This is a genomic window from Pseudomonas marincola, from assembly GCF_900116605.1.
In the GTDB taxonomy this organism is placed as follows: Bacteria; Pseudomonadota; Gammaproteobacteria; order Pseudomonadales; family Pseudomonadaceae; genus Aquipseudomonas; species Aquipseudomonas marincola.
The window spans coordinates 284,383-307,471 of sequence record NZ_FPBC01000005.1; the positions used below are offsets into that span (position 1 = coordinate 284,383).

At 58.0% G+C, this 23,089-nt stretch carries 21 protein-coding genes; 17 read left to right on the top strand and 4 right to left on the bottom strand.

Going from position 1 to position 23,089, the window contains the following annotated elements; genetic code table 11:
• Positions 1–48: 48 nt before the first annotated feature.
• From BM395_RS10815 to BM395_RS10865, 11 genes are all read left to right on the top strand, one after another.
• Entirely contained in the window at positions 49–1,215 is a 1,167-nt protein-coding gene (locus BM395_RS10815; protein ID WP_090511652.1) for a WD40/YVTN/BNR-like repeat-containing protein, read from the top strand.
• 4 nt (positions 1,216–1,219) lie between these two features.
• Positions 1,220–3,697 carry an efflux RND transporter permease subunit gene (locus BM395_RS10820; RefSeq protein WP_090511653.1) on the top strand — a complete coding sequence of 826 codons (2,478 nt, stop codon included), beginning with the start codon at positions 1,220–1,222 and terminating at the stop codon, positions 3,695–3,697.
• A gap of 147 nt (positions 3,698–3,844) precedes the next feature.
• Positions 3,845–5,059 carry an MFS transporter gene (locus tag BM395_RS10825; RefSeq protein ID WP_090511655.1) on the top strand — a complete coding sequence of 405 codons (1,215 nt, stop codon included), beginning with the start codon at positions 3,845–3,847 and terminating at the stop codon, positions 5,057–5,059.
• A gap of 54 nt (positions 5,060–5,113) precedes the next feature.
• Complete coding sequence (locus BM395_RS10830; protein WP_090511657.1) at positions 5,114–5,704, top strand: malonic semialdehyde reductase; 591 nt, start codon at positions 5,114–5,116, stop codon at positions 5,702–5,704.
• On the top strand, positions 5,701–6,477 hold the full coding sequence (locus BM395_RS10835; RefSeq protein WP_090511660.1) for an SDR family NAD(P)-dependent oxidoreductase: 777 nt from the start codon (positions 5,701–5,703) through the stop codon (positions 6,475–6,477). Before BM395_RS10830 ends, BM395_RS10835 begins: the two co-directional genes overlap by 4 nt.
• Positions 6,478–6,491: 14 nt before the next feature.
• Entirely contained in the window at positions 6,492–7,073 is a 582-nt protein-coding gene (locus tag BM395_RS10840; RefSeq protein WP_090511662.1) for a cupin domain-containing protein, read from the top strand.
• Entirely contained in the window at positions 7,070–8,050 is a 981-nt protein-coding gene (locus tag BM395_RS10845) for a fumarylacetoacetate hydrolase family protein (RefSeq protein ID WP_090511665.1), read from the top strand. The genes BM395_RS10840 and BM395_RS10845 overlap by 4 nt, the downstream gene beginning before the upstream one ends.
• A gap of 10 nt (positions 8,051–8,060) precedes the next feature.
• The gene (locus tag BM395_RS10850) at positions 8,061–9,071 is read left to right on the top strand and encodes an NAD-dependent epimerase/dehydratase family protein (protein WP_090511668.1); all 1,011 of its coding nucleotides are present in this window, start codon (positions 8,061–8,063) and stop codon (positions 9,069–9,071) included.
• Positions 9,058–9,843: a cyclase family protein gene (locus BM395_RS10855; protein ID WP_090511670.1), complete on the top strand. Its 786-nt coding sequence runs from the start codon at positions 9,058–9,060 to the stop codon at positions 9,841–9,843. Before BM395_RS10850 ends, BM395_RS10855 begins: the two co-directional genes overlap by 14 nt.
• A 50-nt stretch (positions 9,844–9,893) precedes the next feature.
• Positions 9,894–11,546 carry an arylsulfatase gene (locus tag BM395_RS10860; RefSeq protein WP_090511673.1) on the top strand — a complete coding sequence of 551 codons (1,653 nt, stop codon included), beginning with the start codon at positions 9,894–9,896 and terminating at the stop codon, positions 11,544–11,546.
• A gap of 75 nt (positions 11,547–11,621) precedes the next feature.
• The gene (locus BM395_RS10865; protein ID WP_090511675.1) at positions 11,622–12,479 is read left to right on the top strand and encodes a cache domain-containing protein; all 858 of its coding nucleotides are present in this window, start codon (positions 11,622–11,624) and stop codon (positions 12,477–12,479) included.
• A gap of 228 nt (positions 12,480–12,707) precedes the next feature.
• Here BM395_RS10865 and BM395_RS10870 read toward each other — a convergent pair whose 3' ends face one another.
• Both BM395_RS10870 and pobA read right to left on the bottom strand, forming a co-directional pair.
• Positions 12,708–14,165, bottom strand: a complete 1,458-nt coding sequence (locus BM395_RS10870; protein WP_090511678.1) for an MDR family MFS transporter — start codon at positions 14,163–14,165, stop codon at positions 12,708–12,710.
• A 352-nt stretch (positions 14,166–14,517) separates the two neighbouring features.
• Complete coding sequence (pobA, locus tag BM395_RS10875; protein ID WP_090511681.1) at positions 14,518–15,702, bottom strand: 4-hydroxybenzoate 3-monooxygenase; 1,185 nt, start codon at positions 15,700–15,702, stop codon at positions 14,518–14,520.
• Positions 15,703–15,842: 140 nt separating this feature from the next.
• Between pobA and BM395_RS10880 the strand changes: the two genes are divergently transcribed.
• The 6 genes from BM395_RS10880 (at position 15,843) to BM395_RS10905 (ending at position 21,259) form a co-directional block, all read left to right on the top strand.
• Positions 15,843–16,712: a helix-turn-helix domain-containing protein gene (locus BM395_RS10880; protein WP_069899763.1), complete on the top strand. Its 870-nt coding sequence runs from the start codon at positions 15,843–15,845 to the stop codon at positions 16,710–16,712.
• A gap of 12 nt (positions 16,713–16,724) precedes the next feature.
• Positions 16,725–17,657, top strand: coding sequence for a pca operon transcription factor PcaQ (gene pcaQ / locus BM395_RS10885; RefSeq protein ID WP_090511683.1), 933 nt, complete (start codon positions 16,725–16,727; stop codon positions 17,655–17,657).
• 126 nt (positions 17,658–17,783) lie between these two features.
• A complete protein-coding gene (pcaH, locus tag BM395_RS10890) occupies positions 17,784–18,500 on the top strand; it encodes a protocatechuate 3,4-dioxygenase subunit beta (RefSeq protein ID WP_069899761.1) in 717 nt (238 codons plus the stop codon).
• Positions 18,501–18,512: 12 nt separating this feature from the next.
• Entirely contained in the window at positions 18,513–19,118 is a 606-nt protein-coding gene (pcaG, locus tag BM395_RS10895; RefSeq protein WP_090511685.1) for a protocatechuate 3,4-dioxygenase subunit alpha, read from the top strand.
• Positions 19,048–20,208, top strand: coding sequence for a cell division protein ZapE (zapE, locus tag BM395_RS10900; protein ID WP_090511687.1), 1,161 nt, complete (start codon positions 19,048–19,050; stop codon positions 20,206–20,208). The genes pcaG and zapE overlap by 71 nt, the downstream gene beginning before the upstream one ends.
• A 208-nt stretch (positions 20,209–20,416) precedes the next feature.
• Positions 20,417–21,259 (top strand): IclR family transcriptional regulator domain-containing protein, encoded by an 843-nt coding sequence (locus BM395_RS10905; RefSeq protein WP_090511690.1) that lies wholly within the window; start codon positions 20,417–20,419, stop codon positions 21,257–21,259.
• 237 nt (positions 21,260–21,496) lie between these two features.
• On the opposite strand, the gene BM395_RS10910 is transcribed toward BM395_RS10905, so the two are convergent.
• Both BM395_RS10910 and BM395_RS10915 read right to left on the bottom strand, forming a co-directional pair.
• Positions 21,497–21,757, bottom strand: a complete 261-nt coding sequence (locus tag BM395_RS10910) for a DUF2790 domain-containing protein (protein ID WP_090511692.1) — start codon at positions 21,755–21,757, stop codon at positions 21,497–21,499.
• 125 nt (positions 21,758–21,882) lie between these two features.
• Positions 21,883–22,818 carry a LysR family transcriptional regulator gene (locus BM395_RS10915; RefSeq protein WP_090511695.1) on the bottom strand — a complete coding sequence of 312 codons (936 nt, stop codon included), beginning with the start codon at positions 22,816–22,818 and terminating at the stop codon, positions 21,883–21,885.
• Between the last annotated feature and the right edge of the window lie 271 nt (positions 22,819–23,089).

Below are 23,089 nucleotides of genomic sequence, written 5' to 3' on the forward strand. Positions count from 1 at the left end.
GCCAGCCTTTGCTGGCCCCACTGCAAGACGCGTTTTTTGAGGTCAATAATGAAAATAAAATCGCCCACCAATGGCCTGATTGTGGCCTTGGCTTTGTGTGCTAATAGCCTGGTCTGCCAAGCGGCTATGCCAGCTGCCGGTTCACCGTTGACGACCGCTGCCATGCACGTGGCTGCCCCGGCAAAAGCCGTGCTGATCGATCTGGCACGTGCCGGCTCGCGTTTGGTTGCGGTGGGTGAGCGGGGTCTGGTGCTGGTCTCTGACGACAATGGCCAGAGCTGGAAACAAGTACCGGTGCCTGTTTCGGTGAGCCTTACAGCCGTGCAGTTTGCCGATGCCAAACATGGCTGGGCAATCGGTCACGCCGGGGTCGTGTTGGCGACGGTTGATGGTGGCGAAAGCTGGAAATTGCAACTCAGCGGCCTGGACGCCGCCAATATTGAACTTGAAGCCGCGCGCAAAGACTTGCTCGCAGTGACGACAGCCGCCGCGGTGAATACAAGCGACGCTACGGCCGTCGATGAACAAACGCTGGACTCAACCGCAGTCGATAACGCCGATCTGCGCGTTCAAAACGCCGAACGCTTGATTGCGGACGGCCCGGACAAGCCATTTCTGGCTATCCACTTCACTGATTCCAAGCATGGGCTGATCGCCGGTGCTTACGGCATGTTGCTGCAAACCAACGACGGCGGTGCCAGCTGGCAGTCGCTGGTTGGTCATGTCGACAATCCGATGGGGGTGCATTTGTATGCAATCGCCCAGCACGGTAATGACTGGTACCTCGCGGGCGAGCAAGGCTTTGTGGCCCGTTCCAGCGATGCGGGCCAGTCATTCGTGCAACTCGAAAGCCCTTACGAGGGCAGCTTTTTCACCGCGCACGTTACGGATGACGGCGCCCTGGTCGTGGCCGGTCTGAAAGGTCACGCGTTTATTTCCCACGACAGCGGCCAGTCCTTTGAGCTGATGCCTGTGCCAATGCCGGTTTCTTTCAGCGACTCCACGCAACTGGCAGACGGTCGCACCTTGCTGGCCAATCAGGCCGGCGGGTTGTTCTTCAGCGATGCCAAGGCGGGCGCTGCTTTGCAAATGTTTGGCAAGCCACTGGGTAAGCCAGTCGCGAGTTTGGTCCAGGCTGCCGATGGCAGTGTGGTTGTTGCCGGGTTTACCGGATTGTTGCGCTTGGCGCAGCCATCCACTGCTGTGACGGAGTGAGGTTATGAAGTCCTCAAACAGTTTCAACGCCAGTGACATGGCCGATTTCGACCCACGCTCTGGCTCGGTTCTTGAGCGCGCGCTGTTCAACCACCGGATTTGGGTTCTGCTGGTGTGTTTAATCACCACGGTGGTGCTGGGCTTTCAGACATCCCGCGTGGAGCTGAATGCCAGCTTCGAGAAAATGATCCCGACGCAACACCCCTATATTGCCAACTATCTGGATCACCAGCGTGAGTTGAGTGGGTTGGGTAATGCGCTGCGCATTGCTGTCGCCAATAAAAAGGGTGATATCTACGACGCTGACTACCTGAAAACCTTGCAGCAACTGAGCGATCAGATCTACCTGCTGCCAGGTGTTGACCGCGCTTACATGAAGTCGCTCTGGACCCCGGCAACCCGCTGGGTCGCGGTGACGGAAGAGGGCCTGGATGGCGGCCCGGTCATCCCCGATGAATACGACGGCAAGGCGCAAAGCCTCGCCCAGTTACGGCGCAATGTGCAGCAGTCCAACGAGATCGGCCAACTGGTCGCGTTTGATCAGCGCTCAAGCATTATCTATGTGCCGCTGCTGGCGAAAACGCCGGACGGCAAAGCGCTCGACTATTCAGTACTGTCCGAGCAACTCGAAGCGCTGCGTGCAAAGTATTCAAGCGACTCGATCGATATCCACATTACCGGCTTCGCCAAGAAGGTCGGCGACCTGATCGCCGGCCTCAAGCAAATTGTGCTGTTCTTCATCGTCGCGATCCTGATCACCACGGTGGTGCTGTACTGGTACACCCGCTGCGTTCGCAGCACCTTGTTGGTGGTGTTCTGTTCGTTGGTGGCGGTGGTCTGGCAGCTCGGTTTGTTGCCGATTCTCGGCTACCAACTCGATCCGTACTCGGTACTGGTGCCGTTTCTGGTGTTCGCCATCGGCATGAGTCACGGCGCACAGAAAATGAACGGCATCATGCAGGACATCGGTCGCGGCATGCACCGGGTGGTCGCTGCGCGCTTCACCTTCCGCCGTTTATTCCTGGCGGGTCTGACTGCACTGCTGTGTGATGCCGTGGGCTTCGCGGTGCTGATGATCATCAAGATTGAGGTGATTCAGGATCTGGCGCTGATCGCCAGTATCGGTGTGGCCGTGCTGATCTTCACCAACCTGATCCTGCTGCCTGTTCTGCTTTCGTATGTAGGCGTGAGCCCGCGTGCCGCGCAGCTGAGCCTGAAGAGCGAGCAAGCCGAGCAATCCGGTCAGCAGCGTCATGCGTTCTGGCGCTTTCTCGACCTGTTCACCCAGCGTCGCTGGGCGTCCATCTGTGTGGCAGCAAGCCTGGCGCTGGCGGTATTCGGTTTCATGGTTAGTGAGCATTTGAGCATCGGTGACCTCGATGCCGGTGCGCCGGAACTGCGTCCGGATTCACGTTACAACCGTGACGATGCCTTCCTTACCGAGAAGTACGGGGCCAGCAGTGACCTGTTCGCGGTCATGGTCAAAACCCCGGCCGGTGCGTGCGCCCGTTACGACATTCTCAACAAGGTCGATAACCTCGACTGGCAACTGCGCAGCTTGCCGGGTGTCGACTCGACCAACTCGCTGGCGTTGCTCAACCGACGGATGCTGGTGGGCTTCAGCGAGGGCAGCGCCAAGTGGTACGAGCTGCAGAACAACCAGGCGATGCTCAACATGATCACCGCCAGTGCGCCGCGTGGTCTGTACAACGAAAACTGTAGCTTGCTGACGCTGTACGCCTACCTGACCGACCACAAAGCCGCGACGCTGACGCGCCTGGTCGATCATGTTGAAGCCTTTTCCGCTGCGAATAACACCGATGAAGTGCAGTTCATGTTGGCCGCAGGCAGCGCTGGCATCGAAGCGGCCACCAACATCGTGGTTAAGCAGGCCAACCGCGAGATGCTGATCTGGGTGTACGCCGCGGTGATCCTGCTGTGCCTGGTTACCTTCCGTTCGTGGCGCGCCACGGTGTGCGCGGTAATCCCGCTGATGCTCACCTCGATTCTGTGCGAAGCATTGATGGTCTGGCTGAACATCGGCGTCAAGGTCGCGACTTTGCCAGTAATCGCACTCGGTGTGGGCATTGGCGTGGACTACGCGCTGTATGTCATGAGCATCATGCTCGCGCATCTGCGCCGTGGTGAGAGCCTGTCCGAGTCTTACTACAACGCGTTGCTGTCGACCGGCAAGGTGGTGATGCTCACTGGTGTGACGCTGGCGATTGGTGTGGCGACGTGGATTCTTTCGCCGATCAAATTCCAGGCCGACATGGGCGTGCTGCTGGCCTTCATGTTCATCTGGAACATGGTAGGAGCACTGATTCTGCTGCCGGCACTGGCGTACTTCCTGTTGCCGAGCAAGGTCAGCGAGCAAGCCGCAAATACTGCTGATAAACCGTCGGTAAACGGCCAACCCACAACTAAATCACAGACCACGGTCGATGTTGCGCCACTGGCGCGCAGCGTCTCGCCGACCTGATTGCGTGTAACGACCCAACAATAACAAGAGTGAACCTGAGATGAATCGAGCAATTGCCTTAAGCCAGGGTTTCTGGAGCGTGTTGGTTTTTGGTTTGGCCGCTTACGGCGCGGCTGTGTGTGGTATCAGCCAGCAAGAGGAAAACCAATGAGCAGCGTGCGTCAGGCGGGTTTGCCGCAGTCATTGTTGTTGCTGTTGGGCAGCTGTTTGCCCGTGTTGGGCGCGGTATTGTTGGCGCCGGTGTTGCCGCGTATGCAGGCGCATTTTGCCGAAACCCCGGGCGCTCAGGTACTGGTGCCGATTGCCCTGACATTACCGGCGCTGGTCATCGCTTTACTGGCCCCATTCGCCGGCGTAATTGCCGACCGTCTGGGCCGTAAATCCCTGCTGCTGGGTGCAATGCTGTTGTATTCGGTGTGCGGCGTGTTGCCCTTGTGGCTTGAGTCGCTTGAGGCAATCGTGGTCAGTCGCGCCGGTATCGGCCTGGCAGAAGCCGCGATCATGACCTGCTGCACCACGCTCATGGGTGATTACTACGACGGGGCACGGCGCGAGCGGCTGTTCGCCTTGCAAATGGTTGCCACTTCGTTGTCGGCTGCCATTTTCATGGGGCTGGGTGGCGCGCTGGGTGAGAGCGGCTGGCGTACACCGTTTGTCCTGTATGCGGTGGGTTTGGTTTTTCTACCTTTGATGGCCAAATTGCTGTGGGAGCCGGTTGCGCAAGGCGCCGGGGCGCTGCTGGAGAAGTCCGCACAACAAGCATTTCCGTGGGGCACGTTGGCACCTTTATATGTGCTGACTTTTCTGGCCGGGTTGAGCCTGTTCATTGTACCGGTGCAGGCGGGTTATCTGCTTAACCTGCTGCATGTCGATGCGCCCAAGCAAATCGGCATGACCATGGGTGCCAATCAACTCGGCGTACTGGCGGGGGCACTGAGCTTCCGCGTGCTCAGCGGTTTGGCCAGCCATCGCCAACTGCTGCTGGCCTTTGCGCTCGCAGGGCTCGGCGGTCTGCTCATGGCGCTGTCCACCAGCCACGCCATGGTTGTGGTGGCCGTGCTGATCAATGGGCTGGGCATTGGTCTGATGCTGCCGACCCTGATCACCTGGATTATGTCGCACGTCGATTTCTTCCAGCGCGGCCGCGCGGCGGGCATGTTCACTGCCGCCTTGTTCGCAGGTGAGTTTGTCAGCCCGCTGGCAGTGCTGGCGATCACTGGCGGGGTCAACGACACACTGCCGACCGCACTGGCTGTGATCGCCGTGGCGCAGTTGCTGATCGCATTGCTGTGCCTGTTTCTGCCGCGACTGACGGCCACTAAAGCCCCCGCGATGAGTGTTGAGAATCTGGCTCAGCACTGAGCATTTGCACCCGCAAGTACGGGCATCCGCTACTCGATTGATAAGGTGTTTTTGATGAATCAAGCATTATCCAGTGACGTTCTAGCACAACTGTTTGTTGAGGCTCGCTCACACAATGCCTGGCTGGATAAGCCGGTATCAGATGAGTTGCTGCACACGCTTTACAACACATTCAAGCAAGGGCCGACCAGCAATAATTGCAGCCCGGCACGCTTTGTATTTGTGCGCAGCGAAGCAGCTAAACAGCAGTTGTTACCGGCACTGAAAGGCCACAACGGCGAGAAGATACTGCAAGCGCCTGTGACTGCAATTGTGGCCTTCGACAGCCAGTTCTTCGAGTTCCTGCCTGAGCTGTTCCCGATCTACGACGCCGCCGCGCCATATCTTGGTAATCCTCAACTGGCGCACATCGCCGCGTTGCGCAACGGCAGCTTGCAAGGCGCCTACCTGATGCTCGCAGCGCGTGCGCTGGGGTTGGATTGCGGGCCGATGTCCGGCTTCGACAATGCCCTGGTTGATAACACGTTCTTCGCGGATGGCCGCTGGAAGAGCAATTTCCTGTGCAGCCTGGGCTATGGCGATTCCAGCAAGTTGCGGCCGGCTGGCCCGCGTTTGTCTTTCGAGCAGGCGTGCGTGTTGGCATGAGCAGCCAACTTTTTTCGTTGGCTGGAAAAGTCGCGCTGATTACCGGCGCGACTCGCGGCATCGGTTTGGCCATTGCACGTGAATACGCCAGAGCTGGTGCGCGGGTGGTAATCAGCAGCGAGAACGCCGAACACTGCCAACAGGCGGTCAGCCTACTGGCAGATGAGGGCTTTGAAGTCAGTGCTGTGGTCGCGGATCTGAGCCAGCAAGTCCAGGTTGATTCACTCGCCAGCGCCGTGCTGGAACGCTTTGGACGTGTCGACGCCCTCGTTTGTAATGCCGGAGTAGCGCCACATATGGGCGCGTTGGCCAGTGCCAGTGCAGCAGATTGGGAGTTGACCATGACCGTCAATTTGCGCAGCGCGCTGTGGCTGACCAGCGCAATGCTGCCAAACATGGCCGCGCAGGGTGGTGGCAGTGTGGTGCTGATGGCCAGCATTGCCGGGGTTCGCGGCAACAAGGGGTTAGGTTTGTATGGCTTGTCGAAGGCGGCTCTTGCCCAGCTCGCGCGCAACCTGGCGGTGGAGTGGGGGCCGCGCAACGTGCGGGTCAATGCCATCAGTCCAGGCGTCATTGCCACCGAATTTGCCCGCCCACTCACCGATAACCCAGAGGTCATGAGCAAACGCATTGCTCTGACTCCGCTGCGACGCGTCGGTATCCCGGACGAAATTGCTGCCCTTGCCGTGTTGCTGGCTGCGCCTGGCGGGGCGTTTATCACAGGACAAAATTTGCTCGTCGATGGTGGCACCACCATCGGCGACGGTAACTGATCGAGGATAGATTGATGCAGCAACTGCCTAGCTTTAAACGCGTGGTCACAGGTCACGATGCCAGCGGCCAAGCAGTGGTCGCGATAAGCGGCGAGACGCCGAACAACTTTCCCCTCAAGGCTGTTCCCGGCACGGTGTTTTATGAGGTATGGAACAGCCAGAGCAGCCCGGCAGTGCTGGATAACGGCGATGACCCGACTGACAAACCATTGCAGTTGAGCCCCGGTTTGCTGGGCAGCGTAATCCGCGTCGTCGATATTCCACCAGACAGCGTACAGAACAACGTCAGTGATGCTGAGGCTGCTGCCACCTTCGCGGAAATTGGCCAGGCCCATGCGGGCACGGGCACCAAGGACTCGAAGCACAAACTGATGCATCGCACCGAAACTCTCGACTACGGCATCGTCACCGAAGGTGAAGTGTGGCTGGTACTCGACGGCGAAGAGGTGCACCTCAAACGCGGTGATGTGGTTGTGCAGCGCGGCACAAATCACGCATGGAGCAACCGCACAGAAGCCATGTCGCGCATGGTTTTCATTCTTCTGGACGGCCAGTACGCGCCGGATCTGGCTGCATTACTCGGAGCACACGCATGAAATTGGCAACCCTTGATAACGGTACCCGCGACGGCTGCTTGCTGGTGGTCTCACGTGACCTGAAACGTGCCCTCGATGTAAGCCATATCGCTGTAAATATGCTCGCAGCCATCGAGAACTGGCGCAGTGTCGAGCCGCAATTACAGGCGCTGTATACCCAGCTCAATGCAGGCCAGTTTGATGGCAGTTTAGCCTTCGACCCAACTGCGGTGATGGCGCCGTTGCCACGCACGTATCAATGGCTGGATGGTTCGGCGTTCCTTAATCACGGCGAATTGATGCAGAAAGCCTTCCATCTTGACCCGATTGAGGGGGCAGATATCACGCCGCTGATGTATCAGGGCGCAGGCGACGACTTTCTCGGTTCACGTGCTGATATCCCTTTGCCCAGCGAAAGCCTTGGTATCGACTTTGAGGGCGAGTACGGGGTGATCGTCGACGCTGTGCCGATGAGCTGCAGCGCAGCTGATGCAGCGGCGCATATCAAACTGATCGTGCAAATCAATGACATGAGCCTGCGTGCGCTGGCACCTCGTGAAATGAAAACCGGCTTCGGCTTTGTCCAGGCCAAATCGTCTTCAAGTTTTGCCGCTGTGGCCATTACTCCGGATGAACTCGGTGATGCCTGGCAAGACCAGCGGGTGCATCTGCCGTTGCAGGTGAACTGGAACGGCAAATGGTTCGGGCATCCGAATGGGCGTGAGATGAACTTCAGTTTCGCCGAACTGATCGCTCACGCCGCTTTCACCCGCAAATTATCCGCCGGCACGATCATCGGTTCGGGCACGGTCTCCAATGCCGATCGCAGCGCAGGTTCTGCGTGCATCTCGGAGCGTCGCGCGATCGAGATGATCGAACACGGCAAACCGAAAACCGGTTTCATGCAGTTTGGTGATCGCGTGCAGATGGACGTGATTGGTGCCGATGGCCAGTCGCTGTTTGGCGGCATCGACCAACGTGTAGTCGCTGCCGACTAAGGAGCAGGTCATGCGGGTAATGGTTACGGGCGCAAACGGTTTTGTCGGTCGTGTGCTGGTTGAGCGCCTGTTGGCGCAAGGGCAACTGCGCGGTCGTGAAATAGCGGCGTTGTTGCTGTTGGATCAGGAACTGAACGATTTCCCGGAAGACTCACGCCTGCGCCGGCACATTGGCAGCATTACCGACCCGGCCTTGTTACGCCGTGCGCTGGCCGATGGCATCGACGTGGTGTTTCATCTGGTCAGTCTGCCAGGCGGCGCGGCCGAAGCGCAGTATTCCCTTGGCTATCAGATCAACCTCATGGCGAGCCTGGAGCTGCTCGATCAGTTACGCGAGCAGTCGGCTGTTCCGGTCATGGTTTACGCCAGCAGCGTTGCCGTTTACAGCCCGGACTTTGCCACACGTATGGATGAGTCCGCGGCCAAGCGTCCGGCATTGTCTTACGGTGCGCACAAACTGATGGTCGAAACGGCGATTAACGACCTTGCCCGGCGCGGCGATGTTGACGCCCGCGCAGTGCGCCTGCCGGGAATTGTTGCGCGGCCGCAGCAACCCAACGGCCTGCGCTCGGCATTCATGAGCGATCTGCTGAGTGCCTTCGCTGAGGGTAAACCTTACTGCTGCCCGGTCTCGCCAGAGGCGCGTTGTTGGTGGATGTCGGCGCAGTGCTGCGTCGATAACCTGATTCACGCCGCCCAACTCGACGGCTCCGATCTGGACGGCGAGCGGGTCTGGCAGCTGCCTGTATTGCACCTGAGCATTGCCCAGATTATTGATGCGCTGGCCGCCACATACGGCGAAGAGCGCCGGCAGCTGATCAGCTTTGCTGCCGATGCCCAACTCGAAGAATTGTTCGGCAATTACCCGCCGATGAAAACCCCGCAGGCGCGGGCCCTTGGCTTTCGCCATGACGGCTCGGCCGCTGCACTGATCCGCAATTCACTCAAACCAAAAGCCGTTGCGCGAAGCAAATCCGCAGGGGCCAGGAAGTCCGGAGTTACTGCTTATGAAAACGTCTAACCGTCGTTTGGTTGACCTGTCGGTCACGCTTGAGAACAACCCGTACACCGATCCGCCGCCGTTGCTGCCAAAGATCGAATACACCGACCACCAGCAAGGCTGGCCAGAGATGGCGGCGATGTTTCCGGGCCTGACCAAGGATCAATTGCCGGGTGATGAGTCGTGGGCCGCCGAACGCCTGCAAATCACTACGCACAGCGGCACCCACATGGATGCGCCGTGGCATTACGCCTCGACCACCGATGGCGGCAAACCTGCGTTCGGTATCGACGAGTTGCCGCTGGACTGGTGTTTGCAGCCAGGTGTGAAACTCGATTTCCGCGCGCTGCCGGACGGCCATGTGGTGACGGCTGCCGAAATTGAAGCTGAACTGGCGCGCATCGGTCATGAGTTGCAGCCGCTGGACATCGTTCTGATCAACACCCGAGCCGGTGAAATATTTGGCCAGCCGGGTTATCTCGATGCCGGCGTTGGTATTGGCCGTGAGGCCACTTTGTATCTGCTGGAGCGCGGTGTGCGGGTAGTCGGAACCGATGCCTGGAGCTGGGATGCGCCGTTCAAGTTCACCCGCGAGCGCTTTGCTGAAAGCGGCGACGCTTCGATCATCTGGGAAGGCCACAAGGCTGGCCGTGACATTGGTTACGGGCAGATGGAAAAGCTCGCCAACCTCGATCAGTTGCCCGCCAACGGATTTATGGTTTCGTGCTTCCCCTATAAAATCAAACACGCTTCGGCCGGCTTCGTGCGCGCTGTCGCTATTTTCGAGGATTGAGTTGCGCCTGCGTGGCGTGCCAATGCTTTACAAGAACAAGAGAGGTTGTAATGCGTATTAACCGTCTGACCCAAGCCTTGCTGTTTGGGCTCCTGGCTGCTGGCAATGCAGCGGCCGCCACCAGCAGCCAGCCGAACATTCTGCTGATTCTCGCCGATGATCTGGGCTATTCCGATCTGGGTGCTTTTGGTGGTGAGATCAACACACCGCAACTCGATACGCTGGCCAAGGCCAACCTGCAATTGACCAGCATGTACGCCGCGCCGACCTGTTCGCCAACCCGCTCGATGCTGATGTCTGGCACCGATCACCATCTGGCCGGGCTGGGCACCATGGCTGAAGCTTTGATGCCTTTCCAAAAAGGCCATCCGGGCTATGAGGGTTATCTGAATCAACAGGTTTACTCGATGCCGCAACTGCTGCAAAACGGCGGTTACGACACCATGATGGTGGGCAAGTGGCACCTGGGCCTGACGCCTGAACAAGGGCCGGCTGCGCGTGGTTTTCAGCAGTCCTTCAGCATGCTTGAAGGCGGCGCATCGCACTTCAAACCGCGTACTGATGAGCCAAGCAAGATCGAGCAGGTGCACTACGTTGAGAACGGCAAGGCGGTCGAAGTGCCGGATGATTTTTATTCGACGGACTTCTACACCGACAAACTCATCAGCTACATGAAGAATACCCGCAAGGACGGCAAACCGTTCTTCGCCTACGCAGCCTACACGGCGCCACATTGGCCGTTACAAGCCCCGGAAGCTTATCTGGACAAGTACAAGGGGCGTTACGACAAAGGCTATGACAGCGTACGCACGGCACGTATTGAGCAGATGAAAAAGCTCGGCTTGCTGCCAGCTGATTTTGCTGCCGCCAGACCAATTCCGGCCAATCCGCACCTGCCCGGTTGGGAGCAGCTGACGCCTGAGCAACAACAGGCAGAGGCGCGCAAGATGGAAATCTATGCGGCGATGGTGGATAACCTCGACCATAACATCGGCCGGTTGCTGGACTACCTGCGCGAAAGTGGCCAGTACGACAACACCCTCATCGTGTTCATGTCGGATAACGGCGCCGCAGGCGAGAACCACAGCCAGTGGTATCCAAACGGCAAGCACACCGATAACAGCCTGGCGAATATCGGTCGGATTAACTCGGAAGTCGATTACGGTGTGCGCTGGGCTGAGGTTAGTGCCGCTCCATTCCACCTGTTCAAAGGCACCACAGCCGAGGGCGGAATCAGTGTTCCGGCCATCGTCAAAATGCCCAAAGCCATGGCGCGTCAGGGCCGGTTGAGCGAAGTCGCGCGGGTAGATGATCTACTGCCTACCTTCTTGGCGGTTGCTGGTCTGCCACTGCCTGCGGCTGATGCTGACAAGCACGCCATTACCGGCAAGTCGATGCTGGCGATGCTCAGCGGTAAACAAGAGCAGCCACAGTCAGCGGTAATGGCCGGGGAGTTGTTCGGCAACGCCTACTACCGTGAAGGCAACATGAAATTGCTCGGGATGCGCCCGCAAGTAGGATTTGGTGAGGCACCGAAGCCGCCGAAATGGACGCTCTATGATCTGTCCAAGGACCGTGGCGAAACCAATGATCTTGCCGGCGCTCAGCCAGAGCAGGTCAAACGTATGCAACAGGCCTGGGGTGCTTACACCAAGCAGGTTGGCGTTGTATTCCCACCCGCTGCACAGGCCAAAGCTGACTAACGTGCTGCGGGCTTGCGCGCGCACCAGTTATGCGCGGCGACAGGACAATCTGTTGCCGCTTACAGGAGTGACATCATGCACATCATTAACCGGATCAGTTGCGCTTTATTGCTGACCTTGGGCGTGTTGGGTGCCGCAGGCGCCAGCGCGCAAACCGAACAGCAGGAAACCGCTGCCAAAAGTCTGTTGAGCAATGCTGTCGAGTATTACCGGATGCAGGGCGATGCGGCGTTTGCAGCGTTTAGCCGTCAGGGTGAATTCATTGATGGTGAGCACTATGTGTTTGTCATTGATGACGACGGCACCATGCTTGCCAGTGGCGGCACCTCTGCTGTGCTGATTGGCCGCAACGTACTCAACACGCTGGAGCCTGAGTTGCGTGATGCATTATCGCAGGCACTGGCAGGTTCGAACGATGGCCAGATTCATAGCGCCGAGTACCGCTGGATGAACGCACGTGACGGGCGGGTAGAGCGCAAGAAGGTCTACTTCCAGCGTGAAGGTGATCGCGTGATTGCTGTTGGCCTGTATTTGCCGCGCGCCACACCGGAGCAGGCCGAGAAATTTCTGGACCGCGTGGCGACGGCTGTCGAGAAAGATCCAGAGGCAACGCTACGGGCGATCAATGATCTCTCGCCGCAATTTCATGAGGATGATCTCTACGCCTTTGTCGTCGATCAAAGCAATCATCGCTATCTTGCCCATGGCTATAACAAGCGCCTGATTGGCGTTGATTTCGCAACTGTTGAGGACCCGCAAGGAAAGCCGGTTGGCGTACCCATTCTGAAGCTCATGGAAACAGCGGATCGCGGCGGCTACGACTACAGCTGGAAGAACCCGGTGACCGGGAAAGTCGAGGACAAGCATGCCTTGATTCGCAAGGTCGGCAATTATCTGGTGGCCGTGGGTTATTACCGTAAACCGCGTGATTAGCGGTCATCTGAAGTCGGAATATTTCGGATATAAAACAAACCGTCGGAGCCTGCGAAAGCATCGGACAATGCAGCAATAGTCCGATGCTTTCGTGGGCTTCTGCGTTTAACCATGGCCAAATTATGTGCTGATTGCGCTGGCCCCATGACGGTTAACCTGATGGGTTAAGCATCCTCCGGTTTTGCAACATTGTTGAATGCAACAATCGCAAACCACACTGTTTCTTGCTCAAGTGGCTTGGCTTTCTGCCGGTTTGCTTTGGTGCAGGCTTAATGGCCGATCTTCCATGCGCAGGGCGATTACCAGCGGTATGAGGGCAATCGCGGCATCAATCATTAACAGATGCCGGAATGCCAGTCCAACTGTCCCGGAGTCATCTGCATTGAAGGCTGCTTGACCAAGCGCCAGGCTCGGCAGCAGATGCCAGAGCAGGCTCGACAACAGCGCCGCGCCCACCGCACCGCCAAACCCTCGAAACAGGCCGCACACACCGGTCGCCACGCCAAGATGGCTTTTCGGTGCTGCGTTTTGCACAGCAACCAGTGAAGTTGGGAATTGCAGGCCAAGTGAAATACCGCACAGCAGCAACACCGGCAGGCGCAGAAAAAATGAGCCTGGATCGACGAACGCGAGCAATGTCAGGGCCACTGGCACTAACAGCGCGCCGCTGATGATCGGAGGCTTGTAACGGGCCAGGTGAGCACTTAAGCGACCGCCGATGTAGGCGCCGATTGGGGCACCAAACGCGAGTGCCATTAACTGGCTGGCGCTTTCGCCCATGCCGCCCACGCCTTGCAGTTGCAACGGCACAACTACGGCCAGGCCGATTGCTTGAAAGTTAGCGAAAAACAGCAGTGACCAACCGCTGCGAATCGCGGCAATGCGCAGCAACAGTGGTGGAATCAATGGATCAGTTGTGCGCCGCTGATGCCAGATGAAAACACTCAGGCCAACCAGTGCTAGCAGTGCTGTAACAGCCAATGAAGGCTCTACTTGAACGGGCTGTTCCCCCAATTCGGTAATCAGCAATAGCAGGCTGCTCAAGCCGATAATCAGCAGAGCACAGCCGAAGTAGTCGATGCGCGCACGACGACGAATCTCGACCAGGCCGGCGAGCCGGTTCCAGCACAGCCACATCGCAATAGCGCCCAGCGGCAGGTTGATCCAGAACACCCAGCGCCACGACAACTGGCTGCTGAGAAAACCGCCCAGAGAGGGGCCAAGCAGACTGGCAAGCGCGAACATGCCGCTGAACCATGCTTGATAACGGCCACGTTCGGCCGGTGCAATCAGATCCCCGACCAGCGCCTGAATGATCGCCATCATCCCGCCTGCGCCAATGCCTTGCAGCACGCGAGCGCCGACCAGTTGCTGCATGCTTTGTGCGAGCCCGCACAGTACAGAGGCCAACACAAAAAGCCCGATGGAAAGCATCAGCAAACGTCTGCGGCCAAACAGGTCACTGAGCTTGCCGAGGATGGGTGTGGTCACCGTCAACGCAAGCATATAGCCCGACATGATCCATGCAAGCAGGCCACTGCCTGGCAATTGCTGGGAGATGGTGGGCAGGGCGACAGCAACGACCGTTTGATCGAGCGCTGCGAGAAAGACGCCGAGCATCAGGCCCATCAGAATATGGCGTAATTGAGCAGGGGATAGCGGCGCGGCAGTGGCTAGGTCATTCATGCATGGGTTTCTTTTATGAAGATGGGCGCAGTCTTCACGGGCGCAGAGCCCGCTGCTACAACTGACCGTAAGTAACGTCGAAGGTTTGCTGCTAAGCGCGGTGCCGACCCTGGAATTGCCCAGGGTCGGGGTCATCAACAACGAGGCGGATAGCCCCGTGCGTTTGATGGGCGCAACTTGATAAAGGCAGCAACCCGCTTGTGGCGGATTGCTGACAGCCTGAATTCCACCGCGTGGAATCCTGAAGCATGCCTGCCGTTGTGGCAATTGCGCAGGCCGATCAGGTGCGATCAGCGCCCACAATTGGCAGCAGGCACGCGACTGTTTGAGTGTGCAGAGTCAGCTGCACGGCTTATTCGATTGGCTCGTAGGGCAAACCTACGTAGTTCTCGGCAATGGTTCTGCGCCCGGCCTCGGAGCCGACGAAGTAATCCAGTTCGGTCTGCTGCATGCGCTGGCTGAAGTTATCGGTGTCGGGAAACTTGTGCAGCATCGAGGTCATCCACCAGGAAAATCGCTCGGCTTTCCAGATGCGCTTCAGGCACACCTGCGAGTAATTCTCCAGCAGCTCGGTGCGGCCTTCGCGGTACACCTTGACCAGGATGTTGTATAGCGTGCTGACATCGCTGGCGGCGAGGTTGAGGCCTTTGGCTCCGGTTGGCGGAACGATATGCGCGGCGTCGCCGACCAGAAACAGGTTGCCGTATTGCATGGGTTCAACCACGAAACTGCGCAGCGGCGCGATGCTTTTTTCAATAGACGGCCCGGTGATCAGCTTATCGGCCGTGTCCGCTGGCAGGCGGCACTTCAACTCATCCCAAAAGCGTTGATCCGACCAGTCCTCAACTTTTTCATCGCTGGCCACTTGCACGTAGTAACGGGTGCGAGTAGGCGAGCGCATGCTGCACAGGGCAAATCCGCGTGGGTGGTTGGCGTAAATCAGCTCTTCATTAACCGGCGGCGTGTCGGCCAGAATGCCCAGCCAGCCGAATGGGTAAACGCGCTCGAATTCTTTAAGCACACCTTCGGGAATCGATTGGCGAGAGACGCCGTGGAAACCGTCGCAGCCGGCAATGTACTCGCAGTTCAGGCGCACGGTTTCATTGTTGTAGGTGAAGGTGACGTGAGGACTTTCACCCTTGAGGTCATGCAGCTGAGCGTCGGTGACCCCGTAAAAGGTTTTGCCGCCGCTGGCCTCGCGGGCGGCCATCAGGTCGCGGGTCACTTCGGTCTGGCCGTAGATCATCACCGTTTTGCCGCCGGTGAGCTGTTTCAGGTCGATACGTTCACGGCGTCCGTCGAAGGCCAGTTCAAAACCGTCGTGCACCAGACCTTCGCGGTCCATGCGTTCACTGACCCCGGCTTCGCGCAGCAAGTCGACCATGCCTTGTTCAAGCACGCCGGCGCGGATGCGGCCAAGTACATAATCCGGGGTTTGACGTTCGATGATGATGTTGTCAATGCCCGCTTTAGTGAGCAGTTGACCGAGCAGCAGACCCGAAGGGCCAGCGCCGATAATGGCGACTTGAGTCTTCATTATTGTTGTCCTTGTTATTGCCCGAACGTCAGAGCGTGCGAGCTTTAGTGATGAAGTCCTCTGTATTTTTGGTGGATTAAGCGCGGGTTTGAAGGCACTATTGATTTAATTTTCTGGACTTTTCGCAGGTTGCCGCGCAAATGACTAAAACCTCCGGCAGCGTGGTTCCGGTGTTTAAACTGTACGGTGAAACGGCGGCATGGCCGACGCCGGACCTGATTCATTGCGAGTCGATTCCCGAGCGCAGCAAGCCCCACGACTGGGAGATCAAACCGCACCGTCACGCCGATCTGGTGCAGTTGCTCTACGTGCAGTCGGGCAGCGCCGAGTTGCTGGTCGAGGATCAGTTGGTGGTGGTTGAGCAGGCTGCATTACAAGTTGTACCGGCGCTCAGCGTGCACGGCTTTCGCTTTTCCGAGGACATTTGCGGGCATGTATTAAGTCTGGCGCAGCCTCTGGTCGATCAGCTCAGCAGCGTGCTTGAGCAGACGCCGTTGGCGCGTGCGGCGTGCTATCCGGTGGGGGGGCAAAAGCACTACCTCGATGCGTTATTCGAAACCATTACTTCTGAATACAGCCAGCCGGCATTAGGCCGCGATTTGATGTTGCAGTCGCTGATCAGCGCGCTGCTGGTGTGGGTGGCCCGCCGTGAGCAGGCCGTCACGCATGCAGAAAACCTGCTTCCGGACCGGGGTCGCGAGCATTTGCAGCGCTTTCATCGCCTGTTAGAGGCGCACTATCGCGAGCATCGCTCAATCGAGCACTATGCCGGCGAGTTGGGCATCAGCGCCGCGCACCTCAATGCCCTGTGTCGGCGCCTTGCCGGTCAATCTGCACTGCAGATAATCAATCAGCGCCTGCTGTTGGAGGCAAAGCGTTGCCTGGTGTACAGCGCAATGACGGTCAATCAGGTGTCTGACAGTCTGGGCTTTTCCGAGCCAGCTTACTTTTCCCGATTCTTCAAGCGCAGCACCGGGGTTACGCCCAAGGTGTTCCGTCTGCAACGCTGACAGCGAGTTCAAATGAATATTGATAACCGGATCAAGTACCGTCACCTGCTGTGCTTTCTTGAAGTCGCCCGGCGCGGCAGTCTCGCGCGCGCTGCAAGTGAACTTGCGATCAGCCAACCGGCGGTGTCGAAGACCCTCAAAGAGCTTGAAGACATGCTCGAAACCCGTCTGTTCGAGCGTAGCAAGCAGGGCGTGACACTCACATCCGCCGGCTTGGCGTTCCAACGCTACGCGGGGCCAAGTGTGCAGGCACTGCGCGAGGGTGTACGCAGCCTGCGCAGCGGTGAACATGAGGCGGGCACCGTACGCCTTGGTGTGTTGTCGACGGTTGAGAGTTCGCTGCTGCCCGATGTGATTAAGCGGCTGCACGAAGAACACGCGGCGTTGGTGGTCAGTGTCGAGACCGGTCCCAGCGCCTATTTGCTCGATCAGCTGCGTGTGGGTGCGCTGGATCTGGTGGTGGGCCGAATGACCGACAGCCCACAAATTGCCGGGCTGACATTCGAGCACTTATACAGTGAGTCGATGGTGTTGGTGGTCAGCCCCGGGCATCCGTTATTGCAGGTTAATCTGGATGACCGCAGCCGCCTTGGCGAATACCCGGTGGTGTTGCCACTGGCCGGCACTACCATTCGCCGTTTTGCCGATAGCCTTTATGTGCAGTGTGGTATTGGCTTGCCACAACAACGCCTGGAAACCTTGTCTATCGCCCTGAGCCGACGCTATGTGCAGTCCAGCGAGGCGGTGTGGGTGGCGCCTCAAGATGCCGTCCGCGAGGATCTGGCGCGCGGGCAACTGGTGCTGCTGGATCTGGGCCTTAAAGAGCCCGGCGGCTCCGTGGGTATCTGCAGCAATCCATCAACCGCCGACACACTGGCCGCGCAATGGTGCCGCGAAGCCCTGCGGGCGAGTGCGGTTGAGTACCTTGCAGCTTTTTATCCATAACCTTTTGGTTATGGATAAGTACCTACTTTTCAATATCCAACCCTCTTGTTCTGATGGACACTGCGCCGAACTTGGCCTGATTGGGCCGGCAGATTGATTCATCCATTCCAATAAGAGGAAATCGTCATGTCTGACGCGCAAAGCCGCTTCGTCATTCGCGACCGTAACTGGCACCCCAAGGCGCTGACCCCGGATTACAAAACTTCCATTGCACGTTCTCCCCGCCAGGCGCTGGTCAGCATTCCGCAGTCGATTTCCGAAACCACTGGCCCGGATTTTAGCCACCTCAAGCGTGGCGAGCACGACAACGATTTGCTGCTCAATTTCAATAATGGTGGCTTGCCGGTTGGCGAGCGCATCATCCTTGCCGGTCGTGTCTGCGATCAGTACGGCAAGCCGGTGCCGAATACCCTGGTGGAAATCTGGCAGGCCAATGCGGGTGGCCGCTATCGCCACAAGAACGACCGTTATCTGGCTCCGCTAGATCCGAATTTTGGTGGTGTCGGACGAACTCTGACTGACCGCGACGGTTTCTACAGCTTCCGCACCATCAAGCCCGGCCCGTATCCGTGGCGCAATGGCCCGAATGACTGGCGTCCGGCGCATGTGCATGTGTCGATCAGCGGGCCTTCTATTTCGAGCCGTCTGATTACCCAGCTGTATTTTGAAGGTGACCCGCTGATTCCGATGTGCCCCATCGTCAAGTCGATTGCCAACCCCGATGCGGTGCAGTCCCTGATTGCCAAGCTCGACATGGCAACGGCCAATCCCATGGATTGCCTGGCGTATCGGTTCGATATTGTGCTGCGTGGCCAGCGCCAGACCCATTTCGAGAATCGTTGAGGATACCTGCAAATGCCTATTCAATTACTGCCGGAAACGCCATCTCAAACTGCTGGCCCGTATGTGCATATCGGCCTGGCGCTTGCGGCTGCCGGTAATCCGCCGCGCCCGCAGGAAATCTGGAACCAGATGGCCAAGCCAGAAGCTGAAGGTGAGCACATTGTGCTGATTGGCCATGTCTATGATGGCAATGGCCATCTGGTCCGCGACTCGTTTATCGAGCTGTGGCAAGCTGACCATCAGGGCCGATACGACAACGCCTACGATCTGGAAAAGCCGTTCAACGGTTTTGGTCGCACGGCCACCACGTTCGATGCGGGCGAATGGACCATGCACACGATCAAGCCGGGCGTCGTCAATAACGCGGCGGGTGTGGCGATGGCGCCGCATATCAATCTGTCGTTGTTTGCCCGTGGCATCAATATTCACTTGCAAACCCGTGTGTATTTCTCCGATGAGGCCGAGGCCAATCAAATTGATCCGGTGCTTAACCTGATCGAGCAACCGCAGCGCCGTGAAACTCTGATCGCGCAGCGTTGCGAGGTCGATGGCAAAACGGCTTATCGCTTTGATATCCGCATTCAGGGTGAAGGCGAAACGGTGTTCTTTGACTTCTGATTCAACCGCGCCGGACCGCCTGGTCCGGCAGCACTTTGCAGCGTTACTGGGCACGCGTGGCTATCACGCGGACCCAGCGCAACAAGCAGCCATTGATCATCTCGGTCAGTGGCTTTGCGCGTTTGTGGAGGGTCGTCAACGCTGGTTACGTCGACCTTCCGCTGGCGTGTATTTATGGGGCGGCGTTGGGCGCGGCAAGAGCTTTGTGCTGGATGCGGTGTTCAATGCGGCACCGCTGGCAGAAAAACGTCGCGTGCATTTCCACGCCTTCCTGCAAGAGCTGCAACTGCGCATGCGCGCTTTCGCCGGTCAGCGAGATCCGTTGGCACGGGTTGCCGAACAGATTGCCAGCGAAACACGCCTGCTGTGTTTTGACGAGTTCCATGTTCACGACATTGGCGACGCCATGCTGCTCGGGCGCATGCTTAAGGCATTGGTGGATGCCGGTGTCGGGTTGATCTGCACCTCCAATTATCCGCCGGCAAAACTGTGCCCCAATCCTTTGTATCGCGACCGCTTCCAGCCGGCGATCGACCTGCTCAACAAGCGCTTTGATGTGCTGGAGCTAGGCGGCGCTACGGATTATCGCCAAGCCTCTGACTATTGCTGGGGCCGCCTGTATTGGCCATTGGAGGAGGGCAGCGAGCGACTGGGCGACGCGCTGGGCTTCACTGCGCAAGCGCCGGGCGTGCATTGGGTTGAGGTCAATCACCGGCCACTGCAACTGCGCAATCGCGAAGAGCAAAGGGTTTGGGTCGACTTTACCGAGTTGTGCCGCAGCCCGCGCTCAAGCGCTGATTTTCTCTGGTTGTGCGAGCATTTCCGGCAGGTTGCGCTGGGCGGAGTCAGCACGCTGGAGAACGAAGGTATTGATGTACAGCAGCGCTTTCTCAATTTCATCGACATCGCCTACGACAGCGGTATTGAGTTGCTGCTGGGCTGCAGCGCAGGCCTCGATCAGCTGTGCAATGTCGCCAGCCATGTCGACTTCAATCGCACCCGCAGCCGCCTGATGCAGTTGCAGCCTTGCCCTGTAGTGGAAACTGTCGACTCGGCTGCGCCCCAAGCAGTCCTCCAGTCACACGGGTAGTGTGACGGAGGAGGGTGCCGCGTGTGGGGGAATAGCCATGCCTTGTGGGCAGGGTTATACCGCTGCCACCCAACAAAGCCTGATAGAACCCGGTTGCGCGCAGCGGCAGCGCAAAATAGTGGCAAGCAATGCACAGGTCAATTGCGATTATCGAACTTTGGTTCGATAATCGATCAAAACTGCCAAAGCTGTTCAGGACACAATAACAATGAGTGACGATCAACACTTACCGCTGGCGACACTGGCGCCGCCCATCGTGGCTTCCCCAGCCAAGCGCATTGAGGCGCTGACGGGCGACCCTAACTTTATGACTTCTCTGGCGCGCGGATTAGCCGTGATTCATGCGTTCCAGGAGCGCAAGCGCCAACTGACGATTGCACAGATCAGTCATCGCACCGAAATTCCACGCGCGGCAGTTCGTCGTTGCCTGCACACGCTGATGAAGCTCGGTTACGCGACCACCGACGGGCGTACTTATTCACTGCTGCCCAAGGTGCTGACTCTCGGCCATGCTTATCTGTCATCGACGCCACTCGCGGTCACGGCGCAGCCGATACTCGACCGCATCAGCGAGCAGCTGCATGAGGCCTGTTCGATGGCCACGCTCGAAGGGGACGAGATTCTCTACATTGCCCGTTCAGCCACACCGCAACGCCTGATCTCGGTTGATCTCAGCGTGGGCAGCCGCTTGCCGGCGTATTGCACATCAATGGGTCGAATTTTGCTGGCAGGCCTGACCGATCCGGCGCTGGATGACTATCTGGCGCATGCCGACATGCAAATCAAAACCAGCCGCACGGTGCACACCGCACAGGGCTTGCGTGACAGCGTGGCGCAGATTCGTGAGCAGGGTTGGGTGATTATCGATCAGGAGCTGGAGGTCGGTTTACGTTCAATCGCGGTGCCGCTGAAGGATTCAGCTGGCCAGGTTCTGGCAGCTCTGAACGTGGGCACGCATGTTGGTCGTACCTCCCGCCAAGAACTGGAAACCCGCTTCTTGCCGGTCTTACTTGAAGCCAGCAAAGAGCTTAGCGAGCGCTTGTTCCACTGAGTAATGACGCTAGCGGAATGATGCGCCGTTGGTGTTGCACGGTTTGGTTTGGCGTGAGGCGGGCAATTGCAGGAGCAATCGATTTTTTGTCATCAGCGGGTATGAGACGCTGAGATCACGCCAAGATTTCACAATGTGATGGGATGGGTTCGGCGGGCGAGCCATCCCCATATCCCCTGTTTGCGGCACCGCGTTATCAACCCGCCAGCGGCGACAAACGCTTTGTTGGGCTAAGTTTCAATAGGCGCAGTTGTTGCCCAGACGCTCGTATTGCAGACGGTGCGTTTCACCTTTGGAATCCTCATAAACCATGGTTGCGTCAACCACACCGCAGCCTTCATCGGTCGCTGTCTGTGAAATAACGCGGGCCACATCGAGTGTGTCACCGTACTGATAAGTTTCAGGTTTTACTGCAGCATCTGCAGCGGCTGGAGTGGTGGCTGCAGCAGCCCACGGAGCAACAAGACCCAGGCAGACCGCCAACGCTAAAATTTTCATTTTTTTACCTCTGTTGGTTAACGACAGGGTCAGCTTAAAAGTCGGCTGTCCTGCTAAACAGAGGTGAAAATGAGAAGAACTTTTGCCTGATACGTAACAATTGCGGAGCGATGCACTGTAGTTGTTCAGGCCCAGTACAGCGCGTTTTCGAGAATGGCCTGATGGCTGCGCATCGCCTTGGGCAACTCTTCCTTGAGGAACTCGACCCAGGTCCGCACCTTGGCATCCAGATACCTGCGTGAGGGGTATAGCGCGTAGAGGCTGCGCTCATGCAGGCGGTGCTGGGGCAACACCCGCACCAGTGTGCCTTGCTGCAATGCCTTGGCCGCAACGAGGTCGGGTAACAGACAAATTCCCATCCCGGCCGCTGCGGTTTGCGCCATGGCTTCAGCCACATTGACCTGAAAGATCTTGCCGGGCTGCACGCGCTGCTCAACCCCGTTGTCGTTAAACAACCAACTTTCGCCGAATACCGGATCAATCAGTTGCAGGCAACGATGGTTCTCCAGATCGCCGATACTCTTTGGAATGCCGTACTTGTCGAGGTAGGCGGGCGCCGCGCAAACCACGCTGTAAATGTCGCACACTTGCTGCGCGACCAGCTCTGAGTCCGGCAATGTGCGTGCCAGTGTCAGGACTACATCGTGGCCATCTTCGAGCAGGTCGGGATGACGCTGCGAGAGGCTCATTTCAATATTGACCTCAGGAAAGCGCTCGCAATAACGCACCGCCAGCGGTCCCAACAGTTGAGTGCCCAAGGCGGTAATGGAGTGAATGCGCAGGCGGCCTTTGGGTACCAGATGCGCGCCACTGGCTTCCGCCGAGGCCTCATCAACCTGGGCCAATACCGAGCGGCAGCGTTCCAGATAACGTTCACCCACCTCGGTTAAACCGAGGCGACGGGTGCTGCGCTGGAGGAGTCTGGCTTGCAGGTCGGATTCAAGTTCGCTGACCAGGCGCGAGACTTGCGCGGTCGATATATTCATCGAGTTGGCGGCCGCGGTGAACGTGCCGCAATCAACCACCTGAACAAATACTCGCATTGCTTGTAGGACGTCCATCAACCCTCGCCTGAATGATGCGCATGCGCGCGGCTGAGATTATTACGCAAAATGAAAAGATCGTCTTCAGGCGCACAAACGCGGCAATGCGGCGGCGCGCTCGAATTATCGCAGCGATATCGACGAGAACCGGCTGATTTTCAATTACACCTGGGATCTGCTCTGAGTATTCAATGCTGGCATCGCACGCTGTAGTGCAGAGTTGCTTGGGCTTGCGCACGTGCACAGCGTTTGCATCGTTAGGCCCCGGTATTGCTGGGGCGTAGTTATT

Coding starts and splice junctions, on each gene's coding strand:
- BM395_RS10815 (WP_090511652.1), top strand. CDS start 49: ATGAAAATAAAATCGCCCACCAATGGCCTGATTGTGGCCTTGGCTTTG.
- BM395_RS10820 (WP_090511653.1), top strand. CDS start 1,220: ATGAAGTCCTCAAACAGTTTCAACGCCAGTGACATGGCCGATTTCGAC.
- BM395_RS10825 (WP_090511655.1), top strand. CDS start 3,845: ATGAGCAGCGTGCGTCAGGCGGGTTTGCCGCAGTCATTGTTGTTGCTG.
- BM395_RS10830 (WP_090511657.1), top strand. CDS start 5,114: ATGAATCAAGCATTATCCAGTGACGTTCTAGCACAACTGTTTGTTGAG.
- BM395_RS10835 (WP_090511660.1), top strand. CDS start 5,701: ATGAGCAGCCAACTTTTTTCGTTGGCTGGAAAAGTCGCGCTGATTACC.
- BM395_RS10840 (WP_090511662.1), top strand. CDS start 6,492: ATGCAGCAACTGCCTAGCTTTAAACGCGTGGTCACAGGTCACGATGCC.
- BM395_RS10845 (WP_090511665.1), top strand. CDS start 7,070: ATGAAATTGGCAACCCTTGATAACGGTACCCGCGACGGCTGCTTGCTG.
- BM395_RS10850 (WP_090511668.1), top strand. CDS start 8,061: ATGCGGGTAATGGTTACGGGCGCAAACGGTTTTGTCGGTCGTGTGCTG.
- BM395_RS10855 (WP_090511670.1), top strand. CDS start 9,058: ATGAAAACGTCTAACCGTCGTTTGGTTGACCTGTCGGTCACGCTTGAG.
- BM395_RS10860 (WP_090511673.1), top strand. CDS start 9,894: ATGCGTATTAACCGTCTGACCCAAGCCTTGCTGTTTGGGCTCCTGGCT.
- BM395_RS10865 (WP_090511675.1), top strand. CDS start 11,622: ATGCACATCATTAACCGGATCAGTTGCGCTTTATTGCTGACCTTGGGC.
- BM395_RS10870 (WP_090511678.1), bottom strand. CDS start 14,165: ATGAATGACCTAGCCACTGCCGCGCCGCTATCCCCTGCTCAATTACGC.
- pobA (WP_090511681.1), bottom strand. CDS start 15,702: ATGAAGACTCAAGTCGCCATTATCGGCGCTGGCCCTTCGGGTCTGCTG.
- BM395_RS10880 (WP_069899763.1), top strand. CDS start 15,843: ATGACTAAAACCTCCGGCAGCGTGGTTCCGGTGTTTAAACTGTACGGT.
- pcaQ (WP_090511683.1), top strand. CDS start 16,725: ATGAATATTGATAACCGGATCAAGTACCGTCACCTGCTGTGCTTTCTT.
- pcaH (WP_069899761.1), top strand. CDS start 17,784: ATGTCTGACGCGCAAAGCCGCTTCGTCATTCGCGACCGTAACTGGCAC.
- pcaG (WP_090511685.1), top strand. CDS start 18,513: ATGCCTATTCAATTACTGCCGGAAACGCCATCTCAAACTGCTGGCCCG.
- zapE (WP_090511687.1), top strand. CDS start 19,048: ATGGCAAAACGGCTTATCGCTTTGATATCCGCATTCAGGGTGAAGGCG.
- BM395_RS10905 (WP_090511690.1), top strand. CDS start 20,417: ATGAGTGACGATCAACACTTACCGCTGGCGACACTGGCGCCGCCCATC.
- BM395_RS10910 (WP_090511692.1), bottom strand. CDS start 21,757: ATGAAAATTTTAGCGTTGGCGGTCTGCCTGGGTCTTGTTGCTCCGTGG.
- BM395_RS10915 (WP_090511695.1), bottom strand. CDS start 22,818: ATGGACGTCCTACAAGCAATGCGAGTATTTGTTCAGGTGGTTGATTGC.